Source organism: Streptomyces sp. YIM S03343 (assembly GCF_054729195.1).
This window is the reverse complement of sequence record NZ_JBPUKX010000001.1, coordinates 2459429-2480946: the sequence shown is the minus strand read 5'-3', so window position 1 is coordinate 2480946 and position 21518 is coordinate 2459429. Positions and strand designations below refer to the sequence as shown.

Annotated in this window: 16 protein-coding genes; 12 read left to right on the top strand and 4 right to left on the bottom strand. The window is 71.7% G+C overall.

From position 1 onward, the window contains the following. The first annotated feature begins 123 nt into the window (after nt 1-123). Together ACSYGN_RS10540 and ACSYGN_RS10535 are read left to right on the top strand one after the other, a co-directional pair. On the top strand, nt 124-822 hold the full coding sequence (locus ACSYGN_RS10540; RefSeq protein ID WP_460394204.1) for a hemerythrin domain-containing protein: 699 nt from the start codon (nt 124-126) through the stop codon (nt 820-822). Further along, nucleotides 819-1754 (top strand): pyridoxamine 5'-phosphate oxidase family protein, encoded by a 936-nt coding sequence (locus ACSYGN_RS10535; protein ID WP_460394202.1) that lies wholly within the window; start codon nt 819-821, stop codon nt 1752-1754. The genes ACSYGN_RS10540 and ACSYGN_RS10535 overlap by 4 nt, the downstream gene beginning before the upstream one ends. A 146-nt stretch (nt 1755-1900) precedes the next feature. Here ACSYGN_RS10535 and ACSYGN_RS10530 read toward each other — a convergent pair whose 3' ends face one another. Beyond that, the gene (locus ACSYGN_RS10530) at nt 1901-2548 is read right to left on the bottom strand and encodes a dihydrofolate reductase family protein (protein WP_460394200.1); all 648 of its coding nucleotides are present in this window, start codon (nt 2546-2548) and stop codon (nt 1901-1903) included. A gap of 314 nt (nt 2549-2862) precedes the next feature. Between ACSYGN_RS10530 and miaB the strand changes: the two genes are divergently transcribed. Together miaB and ACSYGN_RS10520 are read left to right on the top strand one after the other, a co-directional pair. Next, the gene (gene miaB / locus ACSYGN_RS10525) at nt 2863-4392 is read left to right on the top strand and encodes a tRNA (N6-isopentenyl adenosine(37)-C2)-methylthiotransferase MiaB (protein ID WP_460394198.1); all 1530 of its coding nucleotides are present in this window, start codon (nt 2863-2865) and stop codon (nt 4390-4392) included. Between the two features lie 158 nt (nt 4393-4550). Beyond that, nucleotides 4551-5264, top strand: coding sequence for a class III extradiol dioxygenase subunit B-like domain-containing protein (locus ACSYGN_RS10520; protein WP_460394196.1), 714 nt, complete (start codon nt 4551-4553; stop codon nt 5262-5264). Nucleotides 5265-5415: 151 nt separating this feature from the next. Here ACSYGN_RS10520 and ACSYGN_RS10515 read toward each other — a convergent pair whose 3' ends face one another. Further along, a complete protein-coding gene (locus tag ACSYGN_RS10515) occupies nt 5416-5688 on the bottom strand; it encodes an antitoxin (RefSeq protein ID WP_460394194.1) in 273 nt (90 codons plus the stop codon). 207 nt (nt 5689-5895) lie between these two features. Here ACSYGN_RS10515 and miaA point away from each other — a divergent pair, with 207 nt between their 5' ends. The 6 genes from miaA (at nt 5896) to hflX (ending at nt 14711) form a co-directional block, all read left to right on the top strand. Beyond that, complete coding sequence (miaA, locus tag ACSYGN_RS10510; RefSeq protein WP_460394192.1) at nt 5896-6834, top strand: tRNA (adenosine(37)-N6)-dimethylallyltransferase MiaA; 939 nt, start codon at nt 5896-5898, stop codon at nt 6832-6834. 108 nt (nt 6835-6942) lie between these two features. Then, a complete protein-coding gene (locus tag ACSYGN_RS10505) occupies nt 6943-7443 on the top strand; it encodes a hypothetical protein (RefSeq protein ID WP_460403365.1) in 501 nt (166 codons plus the stop codon). A gap of 319 nt (nt 7444-7762) precedes the next feature. Next, on the top strand, nt 7763-8632 hold the full coding sequence (gene dapF / locus ACSYGN_RS10500; protein WP_460394190.1) for a diaminopimelate epimerase: 870 nt from the start codon (nt 7763-7765) through the stop codon (nt 8630-8632). A 309-nt stretch (nt 8633-8941) separates the two neighbouring features. Then, on the top strand, nt 8942-11299 hold the full coding sequence (locus ACSYGN_RS10495; protein WP_460394188.1) for a RelA/SpoT family protein: 2358 nt from the start codon (nt 8942-8944) through the stop codon (nt 11297-11299). 232 nt (nt 11300-11531) lie between these two features. Beyond that, nucleotides 11532-13055, top strand: coding sequence for a M1 family metallopeptidase (locus ACSYGN_RS10490; protein WP_460394186.1), 1524 nt, complete (start codon nt 11532-11534; stop codon nt 13053-13055). Nucleotides 13056-13217: 162 nt separating this feature from the next. After that, nucleotides 13218-14711 (top strand): GTPase HflX, encoded by a 1494-nt coding sequence (hflX, locus tag ACSYGN_RS10485; protein ID WP_460394184.1) that lies wholly within the window; start codon nt 13218-13220, stop codon nt 14709-14711. Between the two features lie 149 nt (nt 14712-14860). Here the strand turns inward: hflX and ACSYGN_RS10480 are convergent, their stop codons facing one another. Then, nucleotides 14861-16087 carry a trypsin-like serine peptidase gene (locus ACSYGN_RS10480; protein ID WP_460394182.1) on the bottom strand — a complete coding sequence of 409 codons (1227 nt, stop codon included), beginning with the start codon at nt 16085-16087 and terminating at the stop codon, nt 14861-14863. A 437-nt stretch (nt 16088-16524) separates the two neighbouring features. On the opposite strand from ACSYGN_RS10480, the gene ACSYGN_RS10475 reads away from it, so the two are divergent. Continuing rightward, nucleotides 16525-17865: an aminotransferase class III-fold pyridoxal phosphate-dependent enzyme gene (locus tag ACSYGN_RS10475; RefSeq protein WP_460394180.1), complete on the top strand. Its 1341-nt coding sequence runs from the start codon at nt 16525-16527 to the stop codon at nt 17863-17865. Nucleotides 17866-18227: 362 nt separating this feature from the next. Then, a complete protein-coding gene (locus ACSYGN_RS10470) occupies nt 18228-20222 on the top strand; it encodes an ATP-dependent DNA helicase (protein WP_460394178.1) in 1995 nt (664 codons plus the stop codon). Nucleotides 20223-20439: 217 nt separating this feature from the next. On the opposite strand, the gene lexA is transcribed toward ACSYGN_RS10470, so the two are convergent. Further along, the gene (gene lexA, locus ACSYGN_RS10465) at nt 20440-21219 is read right to left on the bottom strand and encodes a transcriptional repressor LexA (RefSeq protein WP_460394176.1); all 780 of its coding nucleotides are present in this window, start codon (nt 21217-21219) and stop codon (nt 20440-20442) included. Nucleotides 21220-21518: the final 299 nt, after the last annotated feature.

Sequence of the window (21518 nt, the reverse complement as noted above, 5' to 3'; positions counted from 1 at the left end):
TGGGTGCCCGTCGCCTTTGTCGGATTCCGAGCATTGGAGCAAACGAGCGTGACCCCCCGCAGTATGCAGTCCCGCAGTGAACCATCCCGCAGTGAACCATCCCGCAGTGAACCGTCCTGCGGTATGCCGTCCGGACCGTCCTCCGACGAGCGGCCTCACACCCACGAGATGGTCGTGGTCCACCGCGTCTTCCGCCGTGAGTCGGCGCTGCTTCCCCGTCTGGTGCGTGCCGTACCCGACGGGGCCACGGCACGCGCGGCGCAGGTGTCGGCACACCTGGACGACTACCTGATGGGCCTGCACCATCACCACGCCCTCGAGGACGAACTGATCTGGCCGCTGCTGCGCGCTCGGGCGGCCGTCGATGATGCCGACGCCGACGACCTGGTCGCCCGGATGGAACGGCAGCACGAACGCATCGACCGGAGCCTCGCGGTGGTTGCTCAGTGGGGGCCGTTGTGGGGCCGATCGGCCGACAGCGTGGCCGCGCAGGAGCTCTCGCTTGCGCTGGACGAACATCGGTCCGTGCTGCTCGAGCACCTCGACGACGAGGAACGGCTGGTCCTTCCCCTGGTCGCCGACCACCTGACCGTCGCCGAGTGGGACCTCGTGGGCCGCCGTGGGCTGGAGACCCTGCCGAAGAACAAGGTCATGCTCGCCCTCGGCGCCATCCTCGAAGACGCCACCGAACAGGAGAGGGCCTACTTCCTCGGCAAGGCCCCGCTGATCGGACGTCTGCTGTGGAAGGCCCTGGGACGACGGCAGTACGCGGCGGCCTGCCGCGCCGTGCGAGCCCCGCTGACCGAGGAGGCGGGACGGTGACCGTACTCGACTCCGCTCCGCGCGAGGTCCTGGACGCCTATCGCACCTGCGAGTTCGTCACGCTGGGCCGGGACGGAACGCCGCTCGCCTGGCCGACGGCGGTGTCGCGGCGCGCGGACGGGACCCTTCTGCTCACCACATCCCTCGCGTTCGCGCAGAAGGCCCTGAACGTGCGCCGGGACGGCCGCGTCGCCCTGCTCTTCTCCGACCCCACCGGCAGCGGTCTCACCGACCCCCCGCACATCTTCGTCGGCGGCCGGGCCGAGAGCCCGGACGACATCATGACGGGCCCTCAAGGCGCCGAGGACTACTGGCGGATGCTCTTCGAACGGCAGCCGCACAGCCGCTCGTACCTCATGCGCCCGATGAGGCGGCTGATGGACTGGTACTACCTGCGGCTCCTGATCACCGTCACGGCCGAACAGGTGATGGTGCGGCCCGCCGCACCGCCCCCAGCGCCGCAGACGGTCGCGACTCCGGACGCAGGTACGGCGTTGCCCGGAGCCGCACAACTCGCCCCCTACCCCACAGCGGTACTGGCTGCTCGTGACGCCTCGGGAGCGCCTGTGACGGCGCGGGTGAGGCCGGTGCCGACGGACGCCGGTTTCGCGGTGCGAGTGCCGGACGACTGCGCCGCCACACCGGGCCCGGCCTCGTTGCTCGTCCACCGGCACGACGAACGCCTCAACCACATGAGGAACGCGCTCGTCCGAGGCCGCCTGACGGAGACCGGAAACGGATTGGTCCTGGAGCCCGCCATGGTGGTGGAGCCGATGGGTTCGGGACGACCCGGCGACGCACTGCGGGTGCTGCGCCGCACGCAGCAGTCCACCGACCGGTACCTGGAACGCCGCGGTCTGCAACGGCCCCGGGTGCAGTGGGACCGGTTCCGCACCCTCGCCGAGCTCGCACGGCAGCGACGGCGGACCTGATGAGTACGGTGATCGCCCTCGTCGTTGTGGCGGTCGTGACCGTCGCGGTCAGGCACCTCCGCCGGCCCCCGTACGCCGAAGCCGACGAGTCCCGGACGCGGCACCTGTCCCGTTCCCCGCACCATTGATCCCGTACCGCTGCCCAGTCAGAGACCGGCACGGGTGAACGTCACATGCGTGACTCCGCTGGGCGAGGAGACGGCCTCGACCTCGTAGTCCTTCTCGATGCCCTCCAGCCCGTCCCAGAGGCGTACGCCTCGGCCCAGCAGGATGGGGACCACCACGATGTGCATGTGGTCGATGAGCCCGGCGGCGAGGAACTCGCGGACCGTGGTGGGCCCGCCGCCGATGCGTACGTCCTGGCCGTCCGCCGCCTCGCGAGCCGTCTCGAGCGCCTCGGCGGGCGAAGCGTCGAGGAAGTGGAACGTCGTGCCGCCCTCCATCTCGATCGACGGGCGTGGGCGATGGGTGAGGACGAAGGCCGGCGTGTGGAACGGCGGGTTCGGCCCCCACCACCCCTTCCACTCCGGGTCCTCGTGCCATCCGGGCGGGCCGAACTTCCCGGCGCCCATGATCTCGGCGCCGATCCCGGGCGTGAACTGCTGTGCGAAGGCATCGTCGGAGCCGCTGGTCCCGCCGGGCCGACCGGACATCCTGTGCCAGAACCGGGTGGTGAACATCCACTCGTGCAGCCTGTGGTCGGCATGGCCGAACGGTGCGTCATGGCTCAGGCCCTCACCGGTGGCGAAGCCGTCGAGCGAGAGGGAGAAGTTGTGGACGCGGGCAAGTGACATGGCTGGCGACTCCTTGCACTCTGCTGGTTACGACACACTTTGCTGGTCACGACTGATGAAACAGGCTTGAGGCTCGCGTGGGCCGCTGGGCGCGCCACGGGCCGCTCGCGGCTTCCGGCGGGCTCGTCTCGCAGGATCCGTCAGGCACCGGCTCGTCGCTCCCCTCGCCGACAGCTTTCCCGGGGCTGCCGGGCCGCGCCGCGGACTTGTCGCGAACTTGTCGCGCCTAAGACCGCCGAGGCCCAGGAGCAGGGGATCATGCCGGACGGTCACGGGGTGGAAGGGGCTCTTCGCCTACGGCCTACCCTTGACTCATGACCATCAGCAGCGACCGGAGCCCGGCAGTGGACCTTCCTTCATCTAAAACCTATGAAATCCGCACCTACGGGTGTCAGATGAACGTCCACGATTCCGAGCGTCTGTCCGGGCTGCTCGAAGAGGCCGGATATGTGCGCGCCCCCGAAGGCGCCGACGGCGACGCGGATGTCGTCGTCTTCAACACCTGCGCGGTGCGGGAGAACGCCGACAACAGGCTCTACGGCAACCTCGGCCGGCTCGCGCCCCAGAAGGCGGCGCGGCCCGGTATGCAGATCGCGGTCGGCGGCTGCCTGGCGCAGAAGGACCGCGACACGATCGTGAAGAAGGCGCCCTGGGTGGACGTCGTCTTCGGTACGCACAACATCGGCAAGCTGCCCGTCCTGCTGGAGCGCGCCCGTGTCCAGCAGGAGGCGCAGGTCGAGATCGCCGAGTCCCTGGAGGCATTCCCCTCCACGCTGCCCACCCGGCGCGAGAGCGCCTACGCGGCCTGGGTGTCGATCTCCGTCGGCTGCAACAACACCTGCACCTTCTGCATCGTCCCCGCCCTGCGCGGCAAGGAGAAGGACCGCCGCACCGGCGACATCCTCGCCGAGATCGAGGCACTGGTCGCCGAGGGCGTCAGCGAGATCACCCTGCTCGGCCAGAACGTCAACGCCTACGGCTCCGACATCGGCGACCGCGAGGCGTTCAGCAAGCTGCTGCGGGCCTGCGGCAGCATCGACGGCCTGGAGCGGGTCCGCTTCACCTCCCCGCACCCCCGCGACTTCACCGACGACGTCATCGCCGCCATGGCCGAGACGCCCAACGTCATGCCGCAGCTCCACATGCCGCTCCAGTCCGGCTCCGACACCGTGCTGAAGGCGATGCGCCGTTCCTACCGCCAGGAGCGCTACCTCGGGATCATCGAGAAGGTCCGCGCCGCCATCCCGCACGCCGCGATCACCACCGACATCATCGTGGGCTTCCCCGGCGAGACCGAGGAGGACTTCGAGCGGACCATGCACGTGGTGCGCGAGGCCCGCTTCACCCAGGCGTTCACCTTCCAGTACTCCAAGCGGCCCGGCACCCCCGCCGCCACCATGGAGGACCAGATCCCCAAGGAGGTCGTCCAGGCGCGCTACGAGCGTCTGGTCGCCCTCCAGGAGGAGATCTCCTGGGAGGAGAACAAGAAGCAGGTCGGTCGCACCCTGGAGCTCATGGTCGCCGAGGGCGAGGGCCGCAAGGACGGCGCCACCCATCGGCTGTCGGGCCGCGCCCCCGACAACCGGCTCGTGCACTTCACCAAGCCCGACCGGGAGGTCCGCCCCGGCGACGTGGTCACCGTCGAGATCACCTACGCCGCCCCGCACCACCTTCTCGCGGAGGGCCCCGTCCTCGACGTGCGCCCCACGCGCGCGGGTGACGCCTGGGAGAAGCGCAACGCCGCCGAGACGGCCAAGCCGGTCGGTGTCATGCTCGGCCTCCCGACCATCGGCGCACCCGAGCCGCTCCCGGTCGCCTCGGGCAGCGCCTGCGGCCGCGGCTGAACCGCGCCGGGGGGAAGGGGCCGGCAGGAGGGATCGGCAGGAGGGATCGGCGGAGGCCTCGGCAGCCGGGTCACCGGTCCGTGGGCGGCCGTGCGGGGCCGTGCTGAGCTGTGCGCAGTAGTGACGCCTCGCTGCCTTACGGCGTTACCCTGCCGATCATGCTTGTCGCCGCCGCAGTCTGCCCCTGCCCGCCGCTGCTCGTGCCCGAGGTCGCCGCGGGGGCCGCGCCCGAGCTGGACGCCGCGCGCGACGCCTGCGCCGACGTGCTGGGCGTGCTCGCCGCGGCCCGGCCGGACCGGCTCGTGGTCGTCGGGCCCGCCGACCGGAGCGGGCAACGGCCGCACCCGCAGGGCGCCCGGGGTTCGTTGCGCGGATTCGGCGTCGACCTCGACGTACGGCTGGGGCCAGGCGAGGCGGCCCCGGGCGGACCCGATCTCCCCGCTTCCCTCACCGTCGCCGCGTGGCTGCTGGAGCGCACCGGATGGTCCGACGCCCCGATCGAGGGACTGGGCGTGGGGGAGACCCTCGCGCCCGAACGGTGCGTCGCGGCAGGACGCCGGATCGGCGCCGCGGCCGGACGGGTCGCCCTTCTCGTGATGGGCGACGGAAGCGCCTGCCGGACGCTCAAGGCGCCCGGCTACCTGGACGAGCGGGCGGCGCCCTTCGACGCCGCGGTCGCGCGGGCGCTGGGGGCCGCCGACGTGACCGCCCTGACGGCCCTGGACGCCCCGCTGGCGCACGAACTGAAGGCCTCCGGGCGGGCGCCCTGGCAGGTCCTCGCGGGCGCGGCCGAGGGCGCGGAACTCACCGGCTCGCTCCTGTACGAGGACGCGCCGTACGGGGTGGGATACCTGGTCGCGGTCTGGTCCTGACGCGTGCCCGGAGCCGTTCCGGCCGTTCCACCCGTCCGCCCAGCCGTCCGTTCCGGCCGTTCCACCCGTCCGCCCAGCCGTCCGTTCCGGCCGTTCCACCCGTCCGGTGAGCCGTTCTGCCCGCCGGGCCGTCCGTGAGCGGCGGGGCGGGTCAGGAGGCCGCCGAGGGGCCCTCCGGCCCGCTGCCCGCCGAACTGCCGCTGCTCCCGCTGTCGCCCTTGTGCGCGAGCCGGTCCATGGCGTCCTTGGCCTTGCCGGTACCGGAGTGGATCTTGTCGCTGTACTTGTGCCGGGTCTTCTCGTCGACCATCTTCGCGGCTCTGTCGAGCCCGTGCCCGACCGTGCCCCCGTGGCGCTGTGCGAGCCCCGACACCTTGTCCCTGGCCGGACCGAGCTTGCCTTTCAGACTCTCCAGGAGACCCATGGTCCACCTTCCCTCACAGGCCGTCGGCCGACTGCGCCACGTCGGGGCACCTCGGCTCACGTCAGCCCACACCGGATTCACACGCCCGAACAAAAGCGCCCATATCGACTTCATACGTTACGGGAGCGGGTGAACTCCCGCGTCGCCCGAAGGGCTGAGCACATAACCCGTTCGAGGAGGGGGCGGCAGGTTTGGGAGACTGGGAAAGTGAGCAGCGCAGCCCCCGCCCCCCGAGTCATCGCCGTCGTCGGCCCCACCGCCGCAGGAAAGTCGGATCTGGGCGTCTTCCTCGCCCAGCGCCTCGGCGGAGAGGTCGTCAACGCCGACTCCATGCAGCTCTACCAGGGGATGGACATCGGGACCGCGAAGCTGACACCCGAGGAACGCGGCGGCATCCCGCACCACCTCCTCGGCATCTGGGACGTGACCGTCACGGCCTCCGTCGCCGAGTACCAGCGCCTCGCGCGCACACGCATCGACGCGCTCCTCGCCGACGGCCGCTGGCCGATCCTCGTCGGCGGCTCCGGTCTCTACGTCCGCGGCGCCGTCGACAATCTCGAGTTCCCCGGCACCGACCCCGAGGTACGGGCCCGGCTGGAGGAGGAGCTCCAACTGCGCGGCTCCGGCGCCCTGCACGCGCGCCTGGCCACCGCCGACCCCGAGGCCGCGCGCGCCATCCTGCCGAGCAACGGGCGCCGTATCGTCCGCGCCCTCGAGGTGATCGAGATCACCGGCAAGCCCTTCACCGCCAACCTTCCCGGCCACGACTCCGTGTACGACACCCTCCAGATCGGCGTCGACGTGGCGCGCCCCGAACTGGACGACCGCATCGCGCGCAGGGTGGACCACATGTGGGACGCCGGTCTCGTCGACGAGGTGCGCTCGCTGGAGGCGCGCGGCCTGCGCCAGGGGCGCACGGCGTCGCGGGCGCTCGGCTACCAGCAGGTGCTCGCCGCGCTCGCCGGTGAATGCACCGACGACGAGGCGCGCGCCGAGACCGTGCGTGCGACCAAGCGCTTCGCGCGCCGCCAGGATTCATGGTTCAGGCGCGACCCGCGGGTGCACTGGTTGAGTGGGGCCGCAGTCGACCGGAAGGAACTTCCGCACCTTGCGCTGGCGTTGGTCGAACGACCGGTTACAGCCTGATCACGTGATGGCATCGGGATGCTCCGGCCGTCATCCCGGCCTCCGGCACCGTGCCATCATCGACCTTCGATCGACCAAGTTGAGTCCTAGTTGGGAGGGCGCGTGGCGATGGAGGCCGGCCCTCGCGACACCGCACGAAGCACCGAGCACGTCACCACCGACCCCGGTGGTCCGGGGCCGGACGAGGACCGTCTGAGCTCCGACGGACCCGACGAGACCGAGGGTGGCGTGACCGCCGACGGCCCAGGTCCCGACGAGATGTTCCCCGGGCCGGAGGTCGAGGTCGAGCTGCGCCCGCAGCGTCGGCTGCGTCTGTGGCAGCTCGCGCCCATCGTGGCCCTGGCCGCGGTCGGCTCACTGATGTTCGCGTTCCCGCTGGCCTTCGACTTCGGTGACAGCGGCGCCGTGATCGCCATGCTGGGCTTGCTGATCTGCTCGTGCGCGGCCGGCTGGGGGATGACGGCCGCGCTCCGGGTCGGCCACACCTGGCCCGGCCTCCCGCCCCGCGGCTCCGGCCGCCGCCCCGACTGGCGGGTCGTGCTCGGGTACGTCCTGGTGGTGGCCGTGGTCGTCGTCCTCGCCGTGTGGCGTGTGGCCCGACTGCGCTGAGGACCACCACGCGCGCGGGGTGCCGGAAACAGCGACCCTCACGCGCGGGGCACCTCCGGGGACAACCGTCTCGCGCGTGAGGCGCCGAACAAGCGATCAGCCGCGCGGACGGCACGCCACGACGCTCGGTCACCCGCGCGTCGCGCCCCCCGGCGTCGCACCACCCGCGCGCATCGCGCGGACCAGTACCGCGGAGAGCCGGTGGTGGAGGCCCGCCCGCTGCCTCCCCACAGGGCACAGGCTTCGCGTCGGCGGGGGCCGGGCCCGCGCACGCTCGTACCCAGCCGACGCGGCGACACGCACCCCGTACGATCGAGGAATGAGCACGCGTATCGCCTTCCTCAAGGGGCACGGCACCGAGAACGACTTCGTGATCGTCCCGGACCCCGAGAACGCCATCGGCCTGTCCCCGGCCGCCGTGGCCGCCCTGTGCGACCGGCGCGCCGGTATCGGCGGGGACGGTGTGCTGCATGTCGTGCGGTCCGCGGCGCATCCGGAGGCGGCGGCCATGGCGGCCGAGGCCGAGTGGTTCATGGACTACCGCAACGGCGACGGCTCGATCGCGGAGATGTGCGGCAACGGCGTCCGGGTGTTCGCGCGCTACCTCCAGCACGCGGGGTACGTCGCGGAGGGCGACCTCGCCGTCGCCACGCGCGGGGGTGTGAAGACCGTGCACATCGCCAAGGACGGCGACATCACCGTCGGCATGGGCAGGGCACGGCTGCCCGAAGGGGACGTCACGGTGAGCGTCGGCGGGCGCAGCTGGCCCGCGCGGAACGTCAACATGGGCAACCCGCACGCCGTGGCTTTCGTGGACGACCTCGCGCACGCCGGTGACCTGCTCTCCCCGCCGCCGGTCAGCCCGGCCGCCGGCTACCCGGACGGGCTGAACGTCGAGTTCGTCGTCGACCGGGGTCCCCGGCACGTCGCCCTGCGCGTGCACGAGCGCGGCGCCGGTGAGACCCGCTCGTGCGGTACGGGTGCCTGCGCCGTCGCCGTGGCCACCGCCCGCCGGGACGGCGCCGACCCGGCCGAGACCGGCACCCCGGTGACGTACACCGTGGATGTGCCCGGCGGACGGCTGGTGATCACCGAGCGGCCCGACGGCGAGATCGAGATGACCGGGCCCGCCGTACTCGTCGCCGAGGGCGTGATCGAGCCCGAGTGGCTTGAGTACGCCGCCCGTTGACGATCCGGCACGCCGACGGGCCGGATTTTCCGGCGCCGCGCGGACCACATCACGTACGGCGGCCACAGCGCCGGGAGCGTCCGTCGACACGACGCCACGCCTGATCGCAGCTCTGGCGAACGGCAACCCTAAACCTCAAAAGTGTCGCTCATCCGGGTGATCCGTTTCACGCTCGGCGGGAGGCGGTCATTCGGACGTGCCCGGCTCGGTAGCATCAAGCACCGGCCCGGACGGGGGATCCGTCGCCATCCCTGAGCCGAGTCCGCCATGGGGCGCCCCGTCCGCCGGTCCACGCAGCCGGAGGTGCCCATGAGTACGGAGGCCACGAATCCCGCGAGCCCAGGCCCTGTGACGGTCACAGCCGCCGCAGAGCTGCCCGCGACGCCACGCAGGAGGACCCGTCCCAGGATCGACCTGCGCCGGCTGGGCCGGGCCGCGATGATCGGCACCACCGCCCGCGACCGGCTGCCGGACGCCATCGGTCACGTCGCCGACGCCCACCGCGCCCACTACCCGGACGCCGACCTGGAGCCGCTGCGCCGCGCCTATGTACTGGCCGAGTCCTCGCACCGCGGCCAGATGCGCAAGAGCGGCGAGCCGTACATCACCCACCCGCTCGCGGTCACCCTGATCCTCGCCGAACTCGGCGCCGAGACCACGACCTTGACGGCCTCTCTGCTCCACGACACCGTCGAGGACACGGACGTGACGCTCGGTCAGGTGGGGGAGCAGTTCGGCGAGGAGGTCCGCTACCTCGTCGACGGCGTCACCAAGCTGGAGAAGGTGGACTACGGTGCCGCCGCCGAGCCCGAGACCTTCCGCAAGATGCTCGTCGCCACGGGCAACGACGTCCGCGTGATGTCGATCAAACTCGCCGACCGGCTGCACAATATGCGCACCCTGGGCGTGATGCGCCCCGAGAAACAGGCCCGCATCGCCAAGGTCACCCGGGACGTCCTCATCCCGCTCGCCGAACGCCTCGGCGTCCAGGCGCTCAAGACCGAGCTTGAGGACCTGGTCTTCGCGATCCTCCATCCCGAGGAGCACAAGCGCACCCGCGAGATGATCGCCGGCAACGCCGCCCGCGCCGGCGACCCGCTCGCCGAGACCACCGAAGAGGTCCGCGCGGTCCTGCGCGACGCCGGTATCCCCGCCGAAGTCCTCGTCCGCCCACGGCACTTCGTCTCCGTGCACCGCGTGGCACGCAAACGCGGGCAGCTGCGCGGTGCCGACTTCGGCCGTCTGCTGGTCCTGGTCAACGAGGACGCCGACTGCTACGCCGTCCTGGGCGAACTGCACACCTGCCTGACCCCCGTCGTCTCGGAGTTCAAGGACTTCATCGCCGTACCCAAGTTCAACCTGTACCAGTCCCTGCACACCGCGGTCGCCCGCGCGGACGGCCAGGTCGTCGAAGTCCTCATCCGCACCCACCAGATGCACCGGGTCGCCGAGGCCGGGGTCGTCGCCCTCGGCAACCCCTACGCCCCGCACCCCGAGGAGCACCCCGCACCGGCCGATCCACCGACCGCTTCCGCCGACGGCACGACCGCTTCCGCCGACCGCACGGACGCCTCCGCGGACCGTCCGGCGCCCGACGGCGAGCGTGCCGACCCGACCCGCCCCGGCTGGCTCTCCCGCCTCCTGGAGTGGCAGCGTGGCGCGCCCGACCCCGACACCTTCTGGTCCACGCTCCGCGAGGATCTTGCCCAGGACCGCGAGATCGCCGTCTTCCGGCCCGACGGCGGCACACTGATCCTCCCGGAGGGCGCCACCTGCGTGGACGCCGCCTACGCCCAGTACGGCGAGGACGCGCACGCCTGCATCGGCGCGAGCGTCAACGGCCGCCTGGCGACCCTCAGCACCGTCCTGCGCGACGGTGACGCCGTGCAGCTGCTCATGGGCCAGGACCCGGCGTCCGAGCCGTCCCGGGAGTGGCTGGAGCACGCGCACACCCCGGCCGCCCGCATCGCCATCCAGCGCTGGCTCGCGACCCATCCGGCGGACGGCGAGGGAGGAGCCGGGGAGGCCCGGGAAGTCCAGAAACACCCTGGGCGCGGCCGAGCCAGGAGGCGGGGCGGGCGTTCCGTGCCGGTCACGGGCCTCACCGCCGGTACCGACCCGTCCGCCCCTGGCCCCGCCACGGCCGACCGTTCCACGACGACCGCCGACACCACTACGACAGCCGGCCCCGCCACGAACGCCGGCTCCGCCACGACCGCCAGCGCCGCCGCGGACAGAGCGGGTGCGACCGTACGGCTCGCCGGCTGCTGTACGCCCGTACCGCCCGACGAGGTCACCGGGTTCACCGTCCGCGGGGGAGTGGTGACCGTGCACCGCGTGGAATGCCCCGTGGTGACGCGGATGAAGGGCGCGGGGCGCGCGGAGGTCGGCGTCCACTGGGGAGACACCACCGAGTGCCGGGTCACACTGATTGCCGAATCGTTCGGCCGCCCCGGTCTGCTGGCCGACCTGACCGAGGTGATCGCCCTGGAAGGCGTCGCGATCGTCTCCGCGACCGTCGGGCCGCCCAACCAGCAGCAGGTGCGCCACACCTACACCCTCCAACTGCCCGACGCGGCCCACCTCCCGGCCCTGATGCGCGCCATGCGCAATGTGCCCGGCGTGTACGACGTGAGCCGCGCCCGCCCGCAGACCGCGGGTGCCTGAACCAGCCGCACACTGCGGGCGCCTGAGTCAGCCGAACATCGCGGGCGCCTGAGTCAGCCGCACACTGCGGGCGCCTGAGCCGGCCGCACACCTTCCACCGACCGCATTCCTCCAACCCACCGCATTCCTCCCAACCCTCACCACCTGTCTGCGAACCCCCGCGAACCCCCTTTAGAGTGCGCCGGTCGCGCGCCGTCGCCGCGCTGCACGCGCGCGCTGGTAGCCGTGGTGCATGCCGCAGACCCTCTGGTCCCGTTTTCCCCGGGTACCCCGAGTTCTCCGCCGGATCCGAGCCGCGCTGCTCGCCCCGGCCCTGTCCGTCCTCCTCGTCGCCGCGAGTGCGCCGCCGGTTCCGCTGGGCGTCGGGGACCGGCTCTTCCCGTCGCTGGGCAACCCCGGGTACGACGTGGCGTCGTACGACCTCTCCTTCACGTACTCCGGCAGCAACAGCAAGCCGCTCCGGGCGGTCACGACGATCGACGCGTGGACGACGGAGCCGCTCGACCGCGTCAACCTGGACTTCGCGCACGGTGAGGTGACGTCCGTCGTCGTCGACGGCAGGCCCGCCCGGTTCGTGAGCGCCGGTGACGACCTGGTCGTCACGCCCGCGCAGCCGTTGCCGCAGGGCAGCTGGACGAGGATCACCGTGCGGCACACCAGCGATCCCGTGCCCGTAGAGGACCGGGACGGCGGCTGGGTCCGCACCGCGGACGGCCTCGCCATGGCGAACCAGGCGGACGCCGCCCACCTGGTGTTCCCGTGCGACGACCACCCCTCCGACAAGGCGATGTTCACCATCCACGTGACCGCGCCCGACGGCTACACCGCTGTGGCCAACGGTCTCCTGGCCGACGAGATCCGGACCGGCGGGGCGACGCCGACGACGACATGGACGTACCGGACCCGGCACCCGATGGCCACCGAGCTGGCGCAGGTCTCTGTCGGACGCTCGGCGGTGGTGCGCCGCACCGGCCCCCACGGCCTGCCCGTCCGCGACGTCGTACCGGCCGCCGACCGCAAGGCGCTCGAACCGTGGCTCGCGAAGACCCCGGGACAGATCGCCTGGCTGGAGAGCAAGGTGGGACCGTATCCGTTCGAGACGTACGGTCTGCTCATGGCGCGGGCGGCGACCGGGTTCGAGCTCGAGACGCAGACGCTCTCCCTCTTCGAGGAGGACCTGTTCACCGAGCCCGCCTACCCCGCGTGGTACATCGAGTCGATCATGGTGCATGAGCTGTCCCACCAGTGGTTCGGCGACAGCGTCAGCCCGCGAACCTGGTCCGACGTCTGGCTGAACGAGGGACACGCCACCTGGTACGAGGAGCTCTACGCCGAGGAGAAGGCGCACAAGCCCATGGTGACCCGTATGAAGGCCGCCTACGCCCTCTCCGACGGCTGGCGCAAGGCCGGCGGGCCCCCGGCCGCGCCCAGGCCGCCCGCGCCCGGACAGAAGATCGGGATCTTCCGGGCCAATGTCTACGACGGTGCCGCCCTCGTCCTCTACGCCCTGCGTGGGACGATCGGCGAGGCGGCGTTCGAGCGTCTGGAACGGCTCTGGGTGCGCGGGCACGCGGACGGCACGGCGACGACGGCCGACTTCGAGCGTCTGGCCTCGGCCGTCGCCGGACGTGACCTGAGCGCCTTCTTCACGGCGTGGCTGTACGGCGCGAAGACCCCGCCGATGCCCGGCCACCCGGACTGGACGTCCTCGGCCGCGCCCGCGCGCGCGGAGGCGAGGAAACCGGCCAGGGGTTAACGCCGTGACGGAACGTGCCGACCCGTGCGACCATCGTCGGGTCGGCGCGCGCAGCGGGGCGGGTGCGGGAATCTTCCCGGCCGCCCGTGCGTTGTAATGAGTGACGGTCCGGCTTCGCCTCGAGCCGTCATCGCATACGGATTCCCACGACGTAAGGACCCAATGACCTCCTCTTCTTCCCCTTCCCAGGACAACAGGCGCTTCGCGCACTCCTCCCCCGAAGCTCTTCGGGCCGATGCCCTGATGGAAGAGGACGTCGCCTGGAGCCACGAGATCGACGGAGAGCGGGACGGCGACCAGTTCGACCGCTCCGAGCGCGCGGCCCTGCGCCGCGTCGTGGGCCTTTCCACCGAGCTCGAGGACGTCACCGAGGTCGAGTACCGCCAGCTCCGCCTGGAGCGGGTCGTCCTCGTCGGCGTCTGGACCTCGGGAACCGTGCAGGACGCCGAGAACTCCCTCGCCGAGCTCGCCGCCCTCGCGGAGACCGCGGGCGCGCTCGTGCTCGACGGTGTCATCCAGCGCCGCGACAAGCCCGACGCGGCGACCTACATCGGCTCCGGTAAGGCCGAGGAACTGCGCGACGTCGTCATCGAGACGGGCGCGGACACCGTCGTCTGCGACGGCGAACTCAGCCCCGGCCAGCTGATCCACCTCGAGGACGTCGTCAAGGTCAAGGTCATCGACCGTACGGCCCTGATCCTGGACATTTTCGCCCAGCACGCCAAGTCCCGTGAGGGCAAGGCGCAGGTCTCGCTCGCGCAGATGCAATACATGCTGCCGAGGCTGCGAGGCTGGGGTCAGTCGCTGTCCCGGCAGATGGGCGGCGGCAAGGGCGGCGGCCTCGCCACCCGTGGTCCCGGTGAGACGAAGATCGAGACGGACCGGCGACGGATCCGCGAGAAGATGGCGAAGATGCGCCGGGAGATCGCGGAGATGAAGACCGGCCGCGAGATCAAGCGCCAGGAGCGCAGGCGCCACAAGGTGCCGTCCGTCGCCATCGCGGGCTACACCAACGCGGGCAAGTCCTCGCTGCTCAACCGGCTCACCGGCGCGGGCGTGCTGGTCGAGAACGCCCTGTTCGCGACCCTGGACCCGACCGTGCGCCGGGCGGAGACCCCGAGCGGACGGCTCTACACACTGGCGGACACCGTCGGCTTCGTACGCCATCTGCCGCACCACCTGGTCGAGGCCTTCCGCTCCACCATGGAGGAGGTCGGCGACGCCGATCTCATCCTGCATGTGGTGGACGGCTCGCACCCGGTGCCGGAGGAGCAGCTGGCCGCCGTGCGCGAGGTGATCCGGGACGTCGGCGCCACCGATGTGCCCGAGATCGTCGTGATCAACAAGGCGGACGCGGCCGACCCGCTGGTGCTCCAGCGGCTGCTGCGGGTGGAGAAGCGCTCCATCGCGGTCTCGGCCCGTACCGGCCGGGGCATCGACAAGCTCGTCGCGCTGATCGACGACGTGCTGCCGCGGCCGTCCGTCGAGATCGAGGCGCTGGTGCCGTACACGCACGGCAAGCTGGTCGCGCGCGCCCACACCGAGGGCGAGGTGATCTCCGAGGAGCACACCGCGGAGGGCACCCTGCTCAAGGTCCGGGTGCACGAGGAACTGGCCGCCGACCTCGCGCCGTACACCCCGGCCCCGGCCGCCTGACGCACACCGGGCACGGCCTCGGACAGCCCGGACAGCCCGGACAGTCCGAAGGGCCCGCCCCTATGGCAGGGGCGGGCCCTTCGCCGTGCTCGGCGGGCGCGGACCGGTCAGCGCCCGCCGCGGTTCTGGCTCATGTTCTCTTGCGCCGCCTACCGGTTCGCGAACTTCTTGCTCACCGACTGGTACACACCCTTCGCCACATCACCCAGCCGCGGCCCCGCCAGCCAGCCCGAACTCACCGGGCCGATCGAGGTGTTGGACACCAGCACCGGCCTGCCGTCCGAGCCGGTCTCCGTCCATCCGCCGCCGGACGAACCGCCGGTCATGGTGCAGCCGATGCGGTACATGGTCGGGTCGGTGTCGTTGAGCGAGAGCCGTCCCGGCTTGTCCTGGCACTGGTACAGCTTCTGGCCGTCGAACGGAGCCGCCGCCGGATAGCCGGTCGCGGTGATGCTCGACACCTTCGGCACCGCCGGTGCGTCGAAGTTCACCTTCAGGGCCGAACCGACCGTCTCTTCCAGCGACTTGCCGCTGCCGCCCTGCTCCGGCGTCACATGGATGACCGAGTAGTCGTACGGGGCGCCGTCGCCGCCCGTCTCGCCGCCCTGCTCGATCCACTGCTGGGAGGTCTGCGCCCAGTCGGCCCACCAGACGCCGTACGGGGCGACCTCCGCCTTGGCGGCGCCCTGCAGCTGCTGCTCCGTCCTGCCGGAGTTGTTGTACGACGGCACGAAGGCGATGTTGCGGTACCAGCCGCCCTTCTTGCCGGCGTGCACACAATGGCCCGCGGTCCAGATGAGGTTGGACCTGCCCGGGTGGGCCGGGTCCTCCACGACGGTGGCCGAGCAGACCATCGTGCCCTCGGGGGCGTCGAAGAACACCTTGCCCGCGGTGGCGGCGTTGGCGTGGTAGGCGGGCGCCACGGCCTTGGCGCTGACCGGCGCGGGCGTCGGGTCGGTGACGCCCTGGTCACCGGATATGTCGTTGGCGACGGCCTTGTCGGGGTCGTTGGCCTCGCGCATCCGGTTCGGGTCCCACAGGCCCTTGATGATCGGGTTGATGAAATCGTTGGCCTCGCGCAGCCAGTCGTCCTTGTTCCAGTTCCTCCAGGCGCCGCCCTTCCATTTGTCGATGTCGATCCCGTGCTCCTTGAGCTTGTTCTTGATGTCGTCCGGGATCTTGATCTTGCCGTCGCCGAGGCCGTCGTCCGCGGACGCGGTGGCGGAGGGCTGACCGTCCGCCTTTGTGCCGCCCGACTGGCACGCGGTCGCGGTGAGCGCCAGCGCGGAGGCCAGCGCGACGGCCGCCAGCACGGGCGGCGTACGGCGTGCGTTCCGTCCCCGGTGAGCGGTGGAGGACGGCCGTATGGTTCGCATGGTGGTGACTCCCCCTGGAGTGAAGGAACTGAGCGCCGGGACCGCGATCTCCGCGCGAACTCAAGGAAGTTCATGGCGGTCTCACGGATATTTGGGAACGGCAACACACACTATGCGCTTGCTGTGGGCGACTTCCCACGGAACGGCAACGGTTCGGCTACAGCCGTCTGACCTGGCAAACGAGCCGGGGTGTGGTGAGTTGACGTCCGGTCGGGCCGCTCCGGCCGCACACGCCGTACCGGTGCGCCGCCCATCGGCCGGTCGGTGTGCAGGCGGGGTGACCAGCTCTGCTCGAACGCGCCTGGTGAAGAATTTCGCGGATACCCGTAACCTCCCCGCATCTTTGGCAGTTGCGCATTACGGGGGGCCTGCTGTCTGTGACCGGTCCCGTGGTGGCAACGACGGTGACAGGGGCTGGGGTTGGGGCGGTGGGAGCGGTGACGGCGCGGGACACACCGGGTGAACGGGGCGCTCATGAGGAGAGCCCGCGACGGCACCCCGCGCGCGAGTCCACGGCGCGCACCTACGCGCGTGCCCTGCCCGTCGTGCCGGTGCGGGCGCGCGGGCTCACCGTCGAGGGCTCCGACGGCCACCGCTACCTCGACTGCCTCTCCGGAGACGGCACGCTCGCCCTGGGCCACAACCACCCCGTCGTCCTGGCCGCGATCCGCGAGGTCCTCGACTCCGGCGCACCCCTGCACGGGCTCGATCTGGCCACTCCCGTGCAGGAGACGTTCACCGCCGAACTGGTCCGCACCCTGCCGCCCCCTCTCGCGGGCCACGCGCGCGTGCGGTTCTGCTGCCCTGGCGGCACGGAAGCGGTCGAGGCCGCTCTCCGCCTCGTCCGGGCCGCCACCGGGCGAACCGGAATCCTGACGGCTTCCCCGGGTGCGTACGGCTCCGGGACCGCGGCCGACCGGACCGATCCCGCCGCCGGGACCGGCCCCGCGGCCGACCGTGCGGCTCCCGACGCCGATCCGGCCGTACGAGCGCTCGACGCGCCCGAGCCCGGCACACCCCTGCCTGCCGGTGTGATCGTCGAACCTGTCCAGGCCGAGGACGTCAGCCCCGCGCCCGACGCATGGCTGCGCCGTCTGCGGGAGCTGGCCTCCGCCCGTTCCGTCCCGCTCGTCGTCGACGAGACCGAGACAGGAGTCGGACGCACGGGTGCCTTCTGGGCGGTCGAGCACAGCGGTGTGATCCCCGATGTGATGGTGCTGTCCAAGGTCATCGGTGGCAGCCTCCCGCTCGCAGCAGTCGTCCACCACGAGGCCCTGGACGTCTCGGCACCCGGTACCGAGACCGGCGGCTTCCGCGGCAACCAGCTCGCCATGGCGGCGGGCGCGGCGACCCTGGCGTACGTCCGCGAGAACCGGCTCGCCGAACGGGCTGCGGTCGTCGGCGCCCGGATACTGCGCCAACTGCGGGATTCGGTGGGGGACTTCGACTGGGTGGGCGGCGTACGTGGGCGCGGTCTGATGATCGGGACGGACCTCGTGACCCCGGACCCCGACCCGGGCGTCCCCGGTGCCCCGGCCCCTGACCTGGCCGCCGCCGTCCAGCGCGCATGCCTGCGGCGCGGGCTGATCGTCGGCATCGGCGGCCGCCACGGGAACGTCGTACGGCTCCTGCCCCCGCTGACGATCAGCGACGAGCAGACCGCGGCCGTGCTCGACCGGCTGACCGACGCGGTGGCGGCCGTGGCGCGGGAAGGCACGACCGTGGCACGGGAAGGCACGCCGCCGCACCCGCCGCGGACGGCCGGACACGGCCCCTGAGCCTGTCCCCGCACCTGTTCCCTGCCCTGCCGCTTGCGCTCTGCCCGGGCGACCGATCCCACGACATGCTGCCGGTCCCGCCCCGGGCGCCACCTCACCCTCACCCCCACCCCTCCCGAGAGGAGCACGCCGTGCCGTCCACCCACACCGGTGCCGCCGCCGGTCCGGACCCGGCAGCCCCTGCCGCGCGACCCCATGGCTCCACCGTCCCGGGCTGGGACAGTGAGGACACCCTGGAGCTGCGCCTGCCCGGCGTGCTCCCCACGCCGGGCACCTCCGCCCCCTTCACCACTCCTGTCCGCCCCGGGCGCCGGGGGCTTGATCACCCGATTGTCAGTGCCGGGTCGTAGGGTGGTCGCGCTATGACGAAGCCCTCACTCCCCGAACTCCTGCATGCCGCCGTCACAGCCGTCGGCGGTGCGGAGCGCCCCGGCCAGGTGACCATGGCCGAAGCCGTCGCTGAGGCCATCGACGACGGCTCCCATCTGCTGGTCCAGGCCGGCACCGGCACCGGCAAGTCGCTCGGGTATCTGGTGCCCGCGCTGGCGCACGGGGAGCGCGTCGTCGTTGCGACCGCCACCCTCGCCCTTCAGCGCCAGCTCGTGGAGCGCGATCTCCCGCGCACCGTCGAGGCACTGCATCCGCTGCTGCGCCGCCGCCCGGAGTTCGCGATGCTCAAGGGCAGATCGAACTATCTGTGCCTGCACCGCCTGCGTGAGGGCATGCCGCAGGACGAGGAGGAGGGCCTGTTCGACCAGTTCGAGGCCGCCGCGCCCACCAGCAAGCTGGGCCAGGATCTGCTGCGCCTGCGGGACTGGTCCGACGAGACCGAGACCGGCGACCGCGACGGCCTCACCCCGGGCGTGTCGGACCGTGCCTGGGCGCAGGTGTCGGTGTCGTCCCGGGAATGCCTCGGCGCCTCCAAGTGCGCGTACGGCGCGGAGTGCTTCGCGGAGACGGCCCGGGAGCACGCCAAGCTGGCCGAAGTAGTGGTCACCAATCACGCGCTGCTCGCGATCGACGCCATCGAAGGCGCCCCCGTGCTCCCGCAGCACGAGGTCCTGATCGTCGACGAGGCGCACGAACTGGTCTCCCGTGTCACCGGCGTCGCCACCGGTGAGCTCACCCCCGGCCAGGTCAACCGGGCGGTCCGACGCGCCGCCAAGCTGGTCGACGAGAAGGCCGCCGACCAGCTCCAGACCGCTGCCGAGGGCTTCGAGCGGCTCATGGAGCTGGCTCTGCCCGGCCGCCTGGAGGAGATCCCGGAGGACCTCGGCTACGCCCTCATGGCGCTGCGCGACGCCGCTCGCACGGTCATCTCCGCGATCGGCGCGACCCGCGACAAGTCCGTCCAGGACGAGGACGCGGTCCGCAAGCAGGCCCTGGCCTCCCTGGAGACCGTCCACGATGTGGCGGAGCGGATCGTGAACGGCTCCGAATGGGACGTGGTCTGGTACGAGCGGAACGACTCCCGCGGCGGAGCCGCATATCGACCCAGCGGCGCGTCCCTGCGGGTGGCCCCCATGAACGTCTCCGGGCTGCTGAGGGAGAAGCTCTTCGCGGACCGCTCCGTCGTCCTGACCTCGGCCACGCTGAAGCTCGGCGGCGACTTCAACGGCGTCGGCGCCTCTCTCGGGCTGGCCCCCGAGGGCACCCAGGGCGACGACCTGCCGCAGTGGAAGGGCGTCGACGTGGGCTCGCCGTTCGACTACGGCAAGCAGGGCATCCTCTACGTGGCCAAGCATCTTTCGCGCCCCGCGCGCGACGGTGACCGCGCCGACATGCTCGACGAGTTGACGGAGCTGATCCAGGCCGCCGGCGGCCGCACCCTCGGTCTGTTCTCCTCCATGCGGGCCGCGCAGCTCGCCGCCGAGGAGCTGCGCACGCGCATCCCGGAGTTCCCGATCCTGCTCCAGGGCGAGGAGACCCTCGGCGAGCTGATCAAGAACTTCGCGGCTGAGCCCGAGACCTGTCTGTTCGGCACGCTGTCGCTCTGGCAGGGCGTCGATGTGCCCGGCCCCAGCTGCCAGCTGGTCGTCATGGACAAGATCCCGTTCCCGCGCCCCGACGACCCGCTGATGAGTGCCCGCCAGAAGGCGGTCGAGGAGGCGGGCGGCAATGGCTTCATGGCCGTCGCCGCCACCCACGCGGCCCTTCTGATGGCTCAGGGCGCAGGCCGTCTCGTCCGGGCGTCGGGCGACCGGGGTGTCGTGGCGGTCCTCGACCAGCGGCTGGCCACCGCCCGATACGGGAGCTATCTCAAGGCGTCGATGCCGGACTTCTGGTTCACCACGGACCGTAACCAGGTGCGGAAGTCCCTGGCAGCCATCGACGCGGCGGCCAAGCAGCAGCAGTAGCGGAGGCGGCAGCCCCGGTATCGGCGCCGCCCGGTCTGCCGGGCCCCGGGGTGCCGCGCCGACCGCCCGGCCCGGCTCCCGGGGTGCCCGACCACCGGCCCGCGGACGCCCTTCGGCGGGGGAGCAGTGTCCGCACACAGCAGGACCCCGGAACCGGCGCAGTTGGTTCCGGGGCCTGTCCAGGGGGCAGGGAGATGAGGCCCGCCCGGCGCTGTCGTCAGACGCGGCGCAGTACGGCCACCACCTTGCCGAGGATGGTCGCGTCGTCGCCCGGGATGGGCTCGTAGGCCGCGTTGTGCGGGAGCAGCCACACATGGCCGTCCTCGCGCTTGAAGCGCTTGACGGTGGCCTCGCCGTCGAGCATCGCGGCGACGATGTCGCCGTTCTCGGCGACGGGCTGGCGGCGGACGGTGACCCAGTCGCCGTCACAGATCGCGGCCTCGATCATCGAGTCGCCGACGACCTTCAGCACGAACAGCTCGCCGTCACCGACGAGCTGCCGGGGCAGCGGGAAGACGTCCTCGACCGACTCCTCGGCGAGGATCGGGCCACCGGCGGCGATCCGGCCGACCAGCGGCACGTACGACGCGGCGGGCTTGCCCGCGGTGTCCGTGGGCTGCATGGAGACGGCCTGGTCGGAGCCGCGCACCTCGTACGCACGCGGGCGGTGCGGGTCGCGGCGCAGGAACCCCTTGCGCTCGAGCGCCATCAGCTGGTGCGCGACCGAGGAGGTGCTGGAGAGCCCGACGGCCTGGCCGATCTCCCGCATGGACGGCGGGTAGCCCCGCCGCTGGACGGAGTCCCTGATGACCTCGATCACCCGGCGCTGCCGGTCGGTGAGCCCCGAGCTGTCCGCCCGGATGCCTGGAGGTCGGCCCGGCAGGGAGCGCTTGTGTCCCTCTGGACTGATGGCTTCGTTCATCGCGTGCACCGGCTCGTATCGGCCCTGGGAGCGGTCCTGGGCGGTCATGGTGGCACTGTCTGCGGTGGTGGTCACGTCGTCGGCCCCTCTCGATGGTCTCCCTGCTGCACAACGGTAGTTGCTTTCGAAAGGTTGCGCCAAACACACGTTCGAGTGAAAAAGTGTGGATTGCCGGACTTGATCATGCGTCCGGGTGTATGGCCAACGCGACGCTGGGCGGGCGAAGGGGCTGGTTGTTGTACTCTTCGCCGCCGGGGTGCGACCTCGTGGGTGCCGCCCCAGTCTGTCATCCGGCGTTCCGCGGAGCGGGGTCGGACCCTTCCTGTGCGGGAGCTCCGAGCCTCCTCCGTGCGGCGCCCACGGTATCCGTGCGG

Coding starts and splice junctions, on each gene's coding strand:
- ACSYGN_RS10490 (WP_460394186.1), top strand. CDS start 11,532: ATGCCGCAGACCCTCTGGTCCCGTTTTCCCCGGGTACCCCGAGTTCTC.
- ACSYGN_RS10530 (WP_460394200.1), bottom strand. CDS start 2,548: ATGTCACTTGCCCGCGTCCACAACTTCTCCCTCTCGCTCGACGGCTTC.
- ACSYGN_RS10520 (WP_460394196.1), top strand. CDS start 4,551: ATGCTTGTCGCCGCCGCAGTCTGCCCCTGCCCGCCGCTGCTCGTGCCC.
- ACSYGN_RS10495 (WP_460394188.1), top strand. CDS start 8,942: ATGAGTACGGAGGCCACGAATCCCGCGAGCCCAGGCCCTGTGACGGTC.
- ACSYGN_RS10540 (WP_460394204.1), top strand. CDS start 124: ATGCCGTCCGGACCGTCCTCCGACGAGCGGCCTCACACCCACGAGATG.
- hflX (WP_460394184.1), top strand. CDS start 13,218: ATGACCTCCTCTTCTTCCCCTTCCCAGGACAACAGGCGCTTCGCGCAC.
- ACSYGN_RS10470 (WP_460394178.1), top strand. CDS start 18,228: ATGACGAAGCCCTCACTCCCCGAACTCCTGCATGCCGCCGTCACAGCC.
- ACSYGN_RS10505 (WP_460403365.1), top strand. CDS start 6,943: ATGGAGGCCGGCCCTCGCGACACCGCACGAAGCACCGAGCACGTCACC.
- dapF (WP_460394190.1), top strand. CDS start 7,763: ATGAGCACGCGTATCGCCTTCCTCAAGGGGCACGGCACCGAGAACGAC.
- miaB (WP_460394198.1), top strand. CDS start 2,863: ATGACCATCAGCAGCGACCGGAGCCCGGCAGTGGACCTTCCTTCATCT.
- ACSYGN_RS10515 (WP_460394194.1), bottom strand. CDS start 5,688: ATGGGTCTCCTGGAGAGTCTGAAAGGCAAGCTCGGTCCGGCCAGGGAC.
- ACSYGN_RS10480 (WP_460394182.1), bottom strand. CDS start 16,087: ATGCGAACCATACGGCCGTCCTCCACCGCTCACCGGGGACGGAACGCA.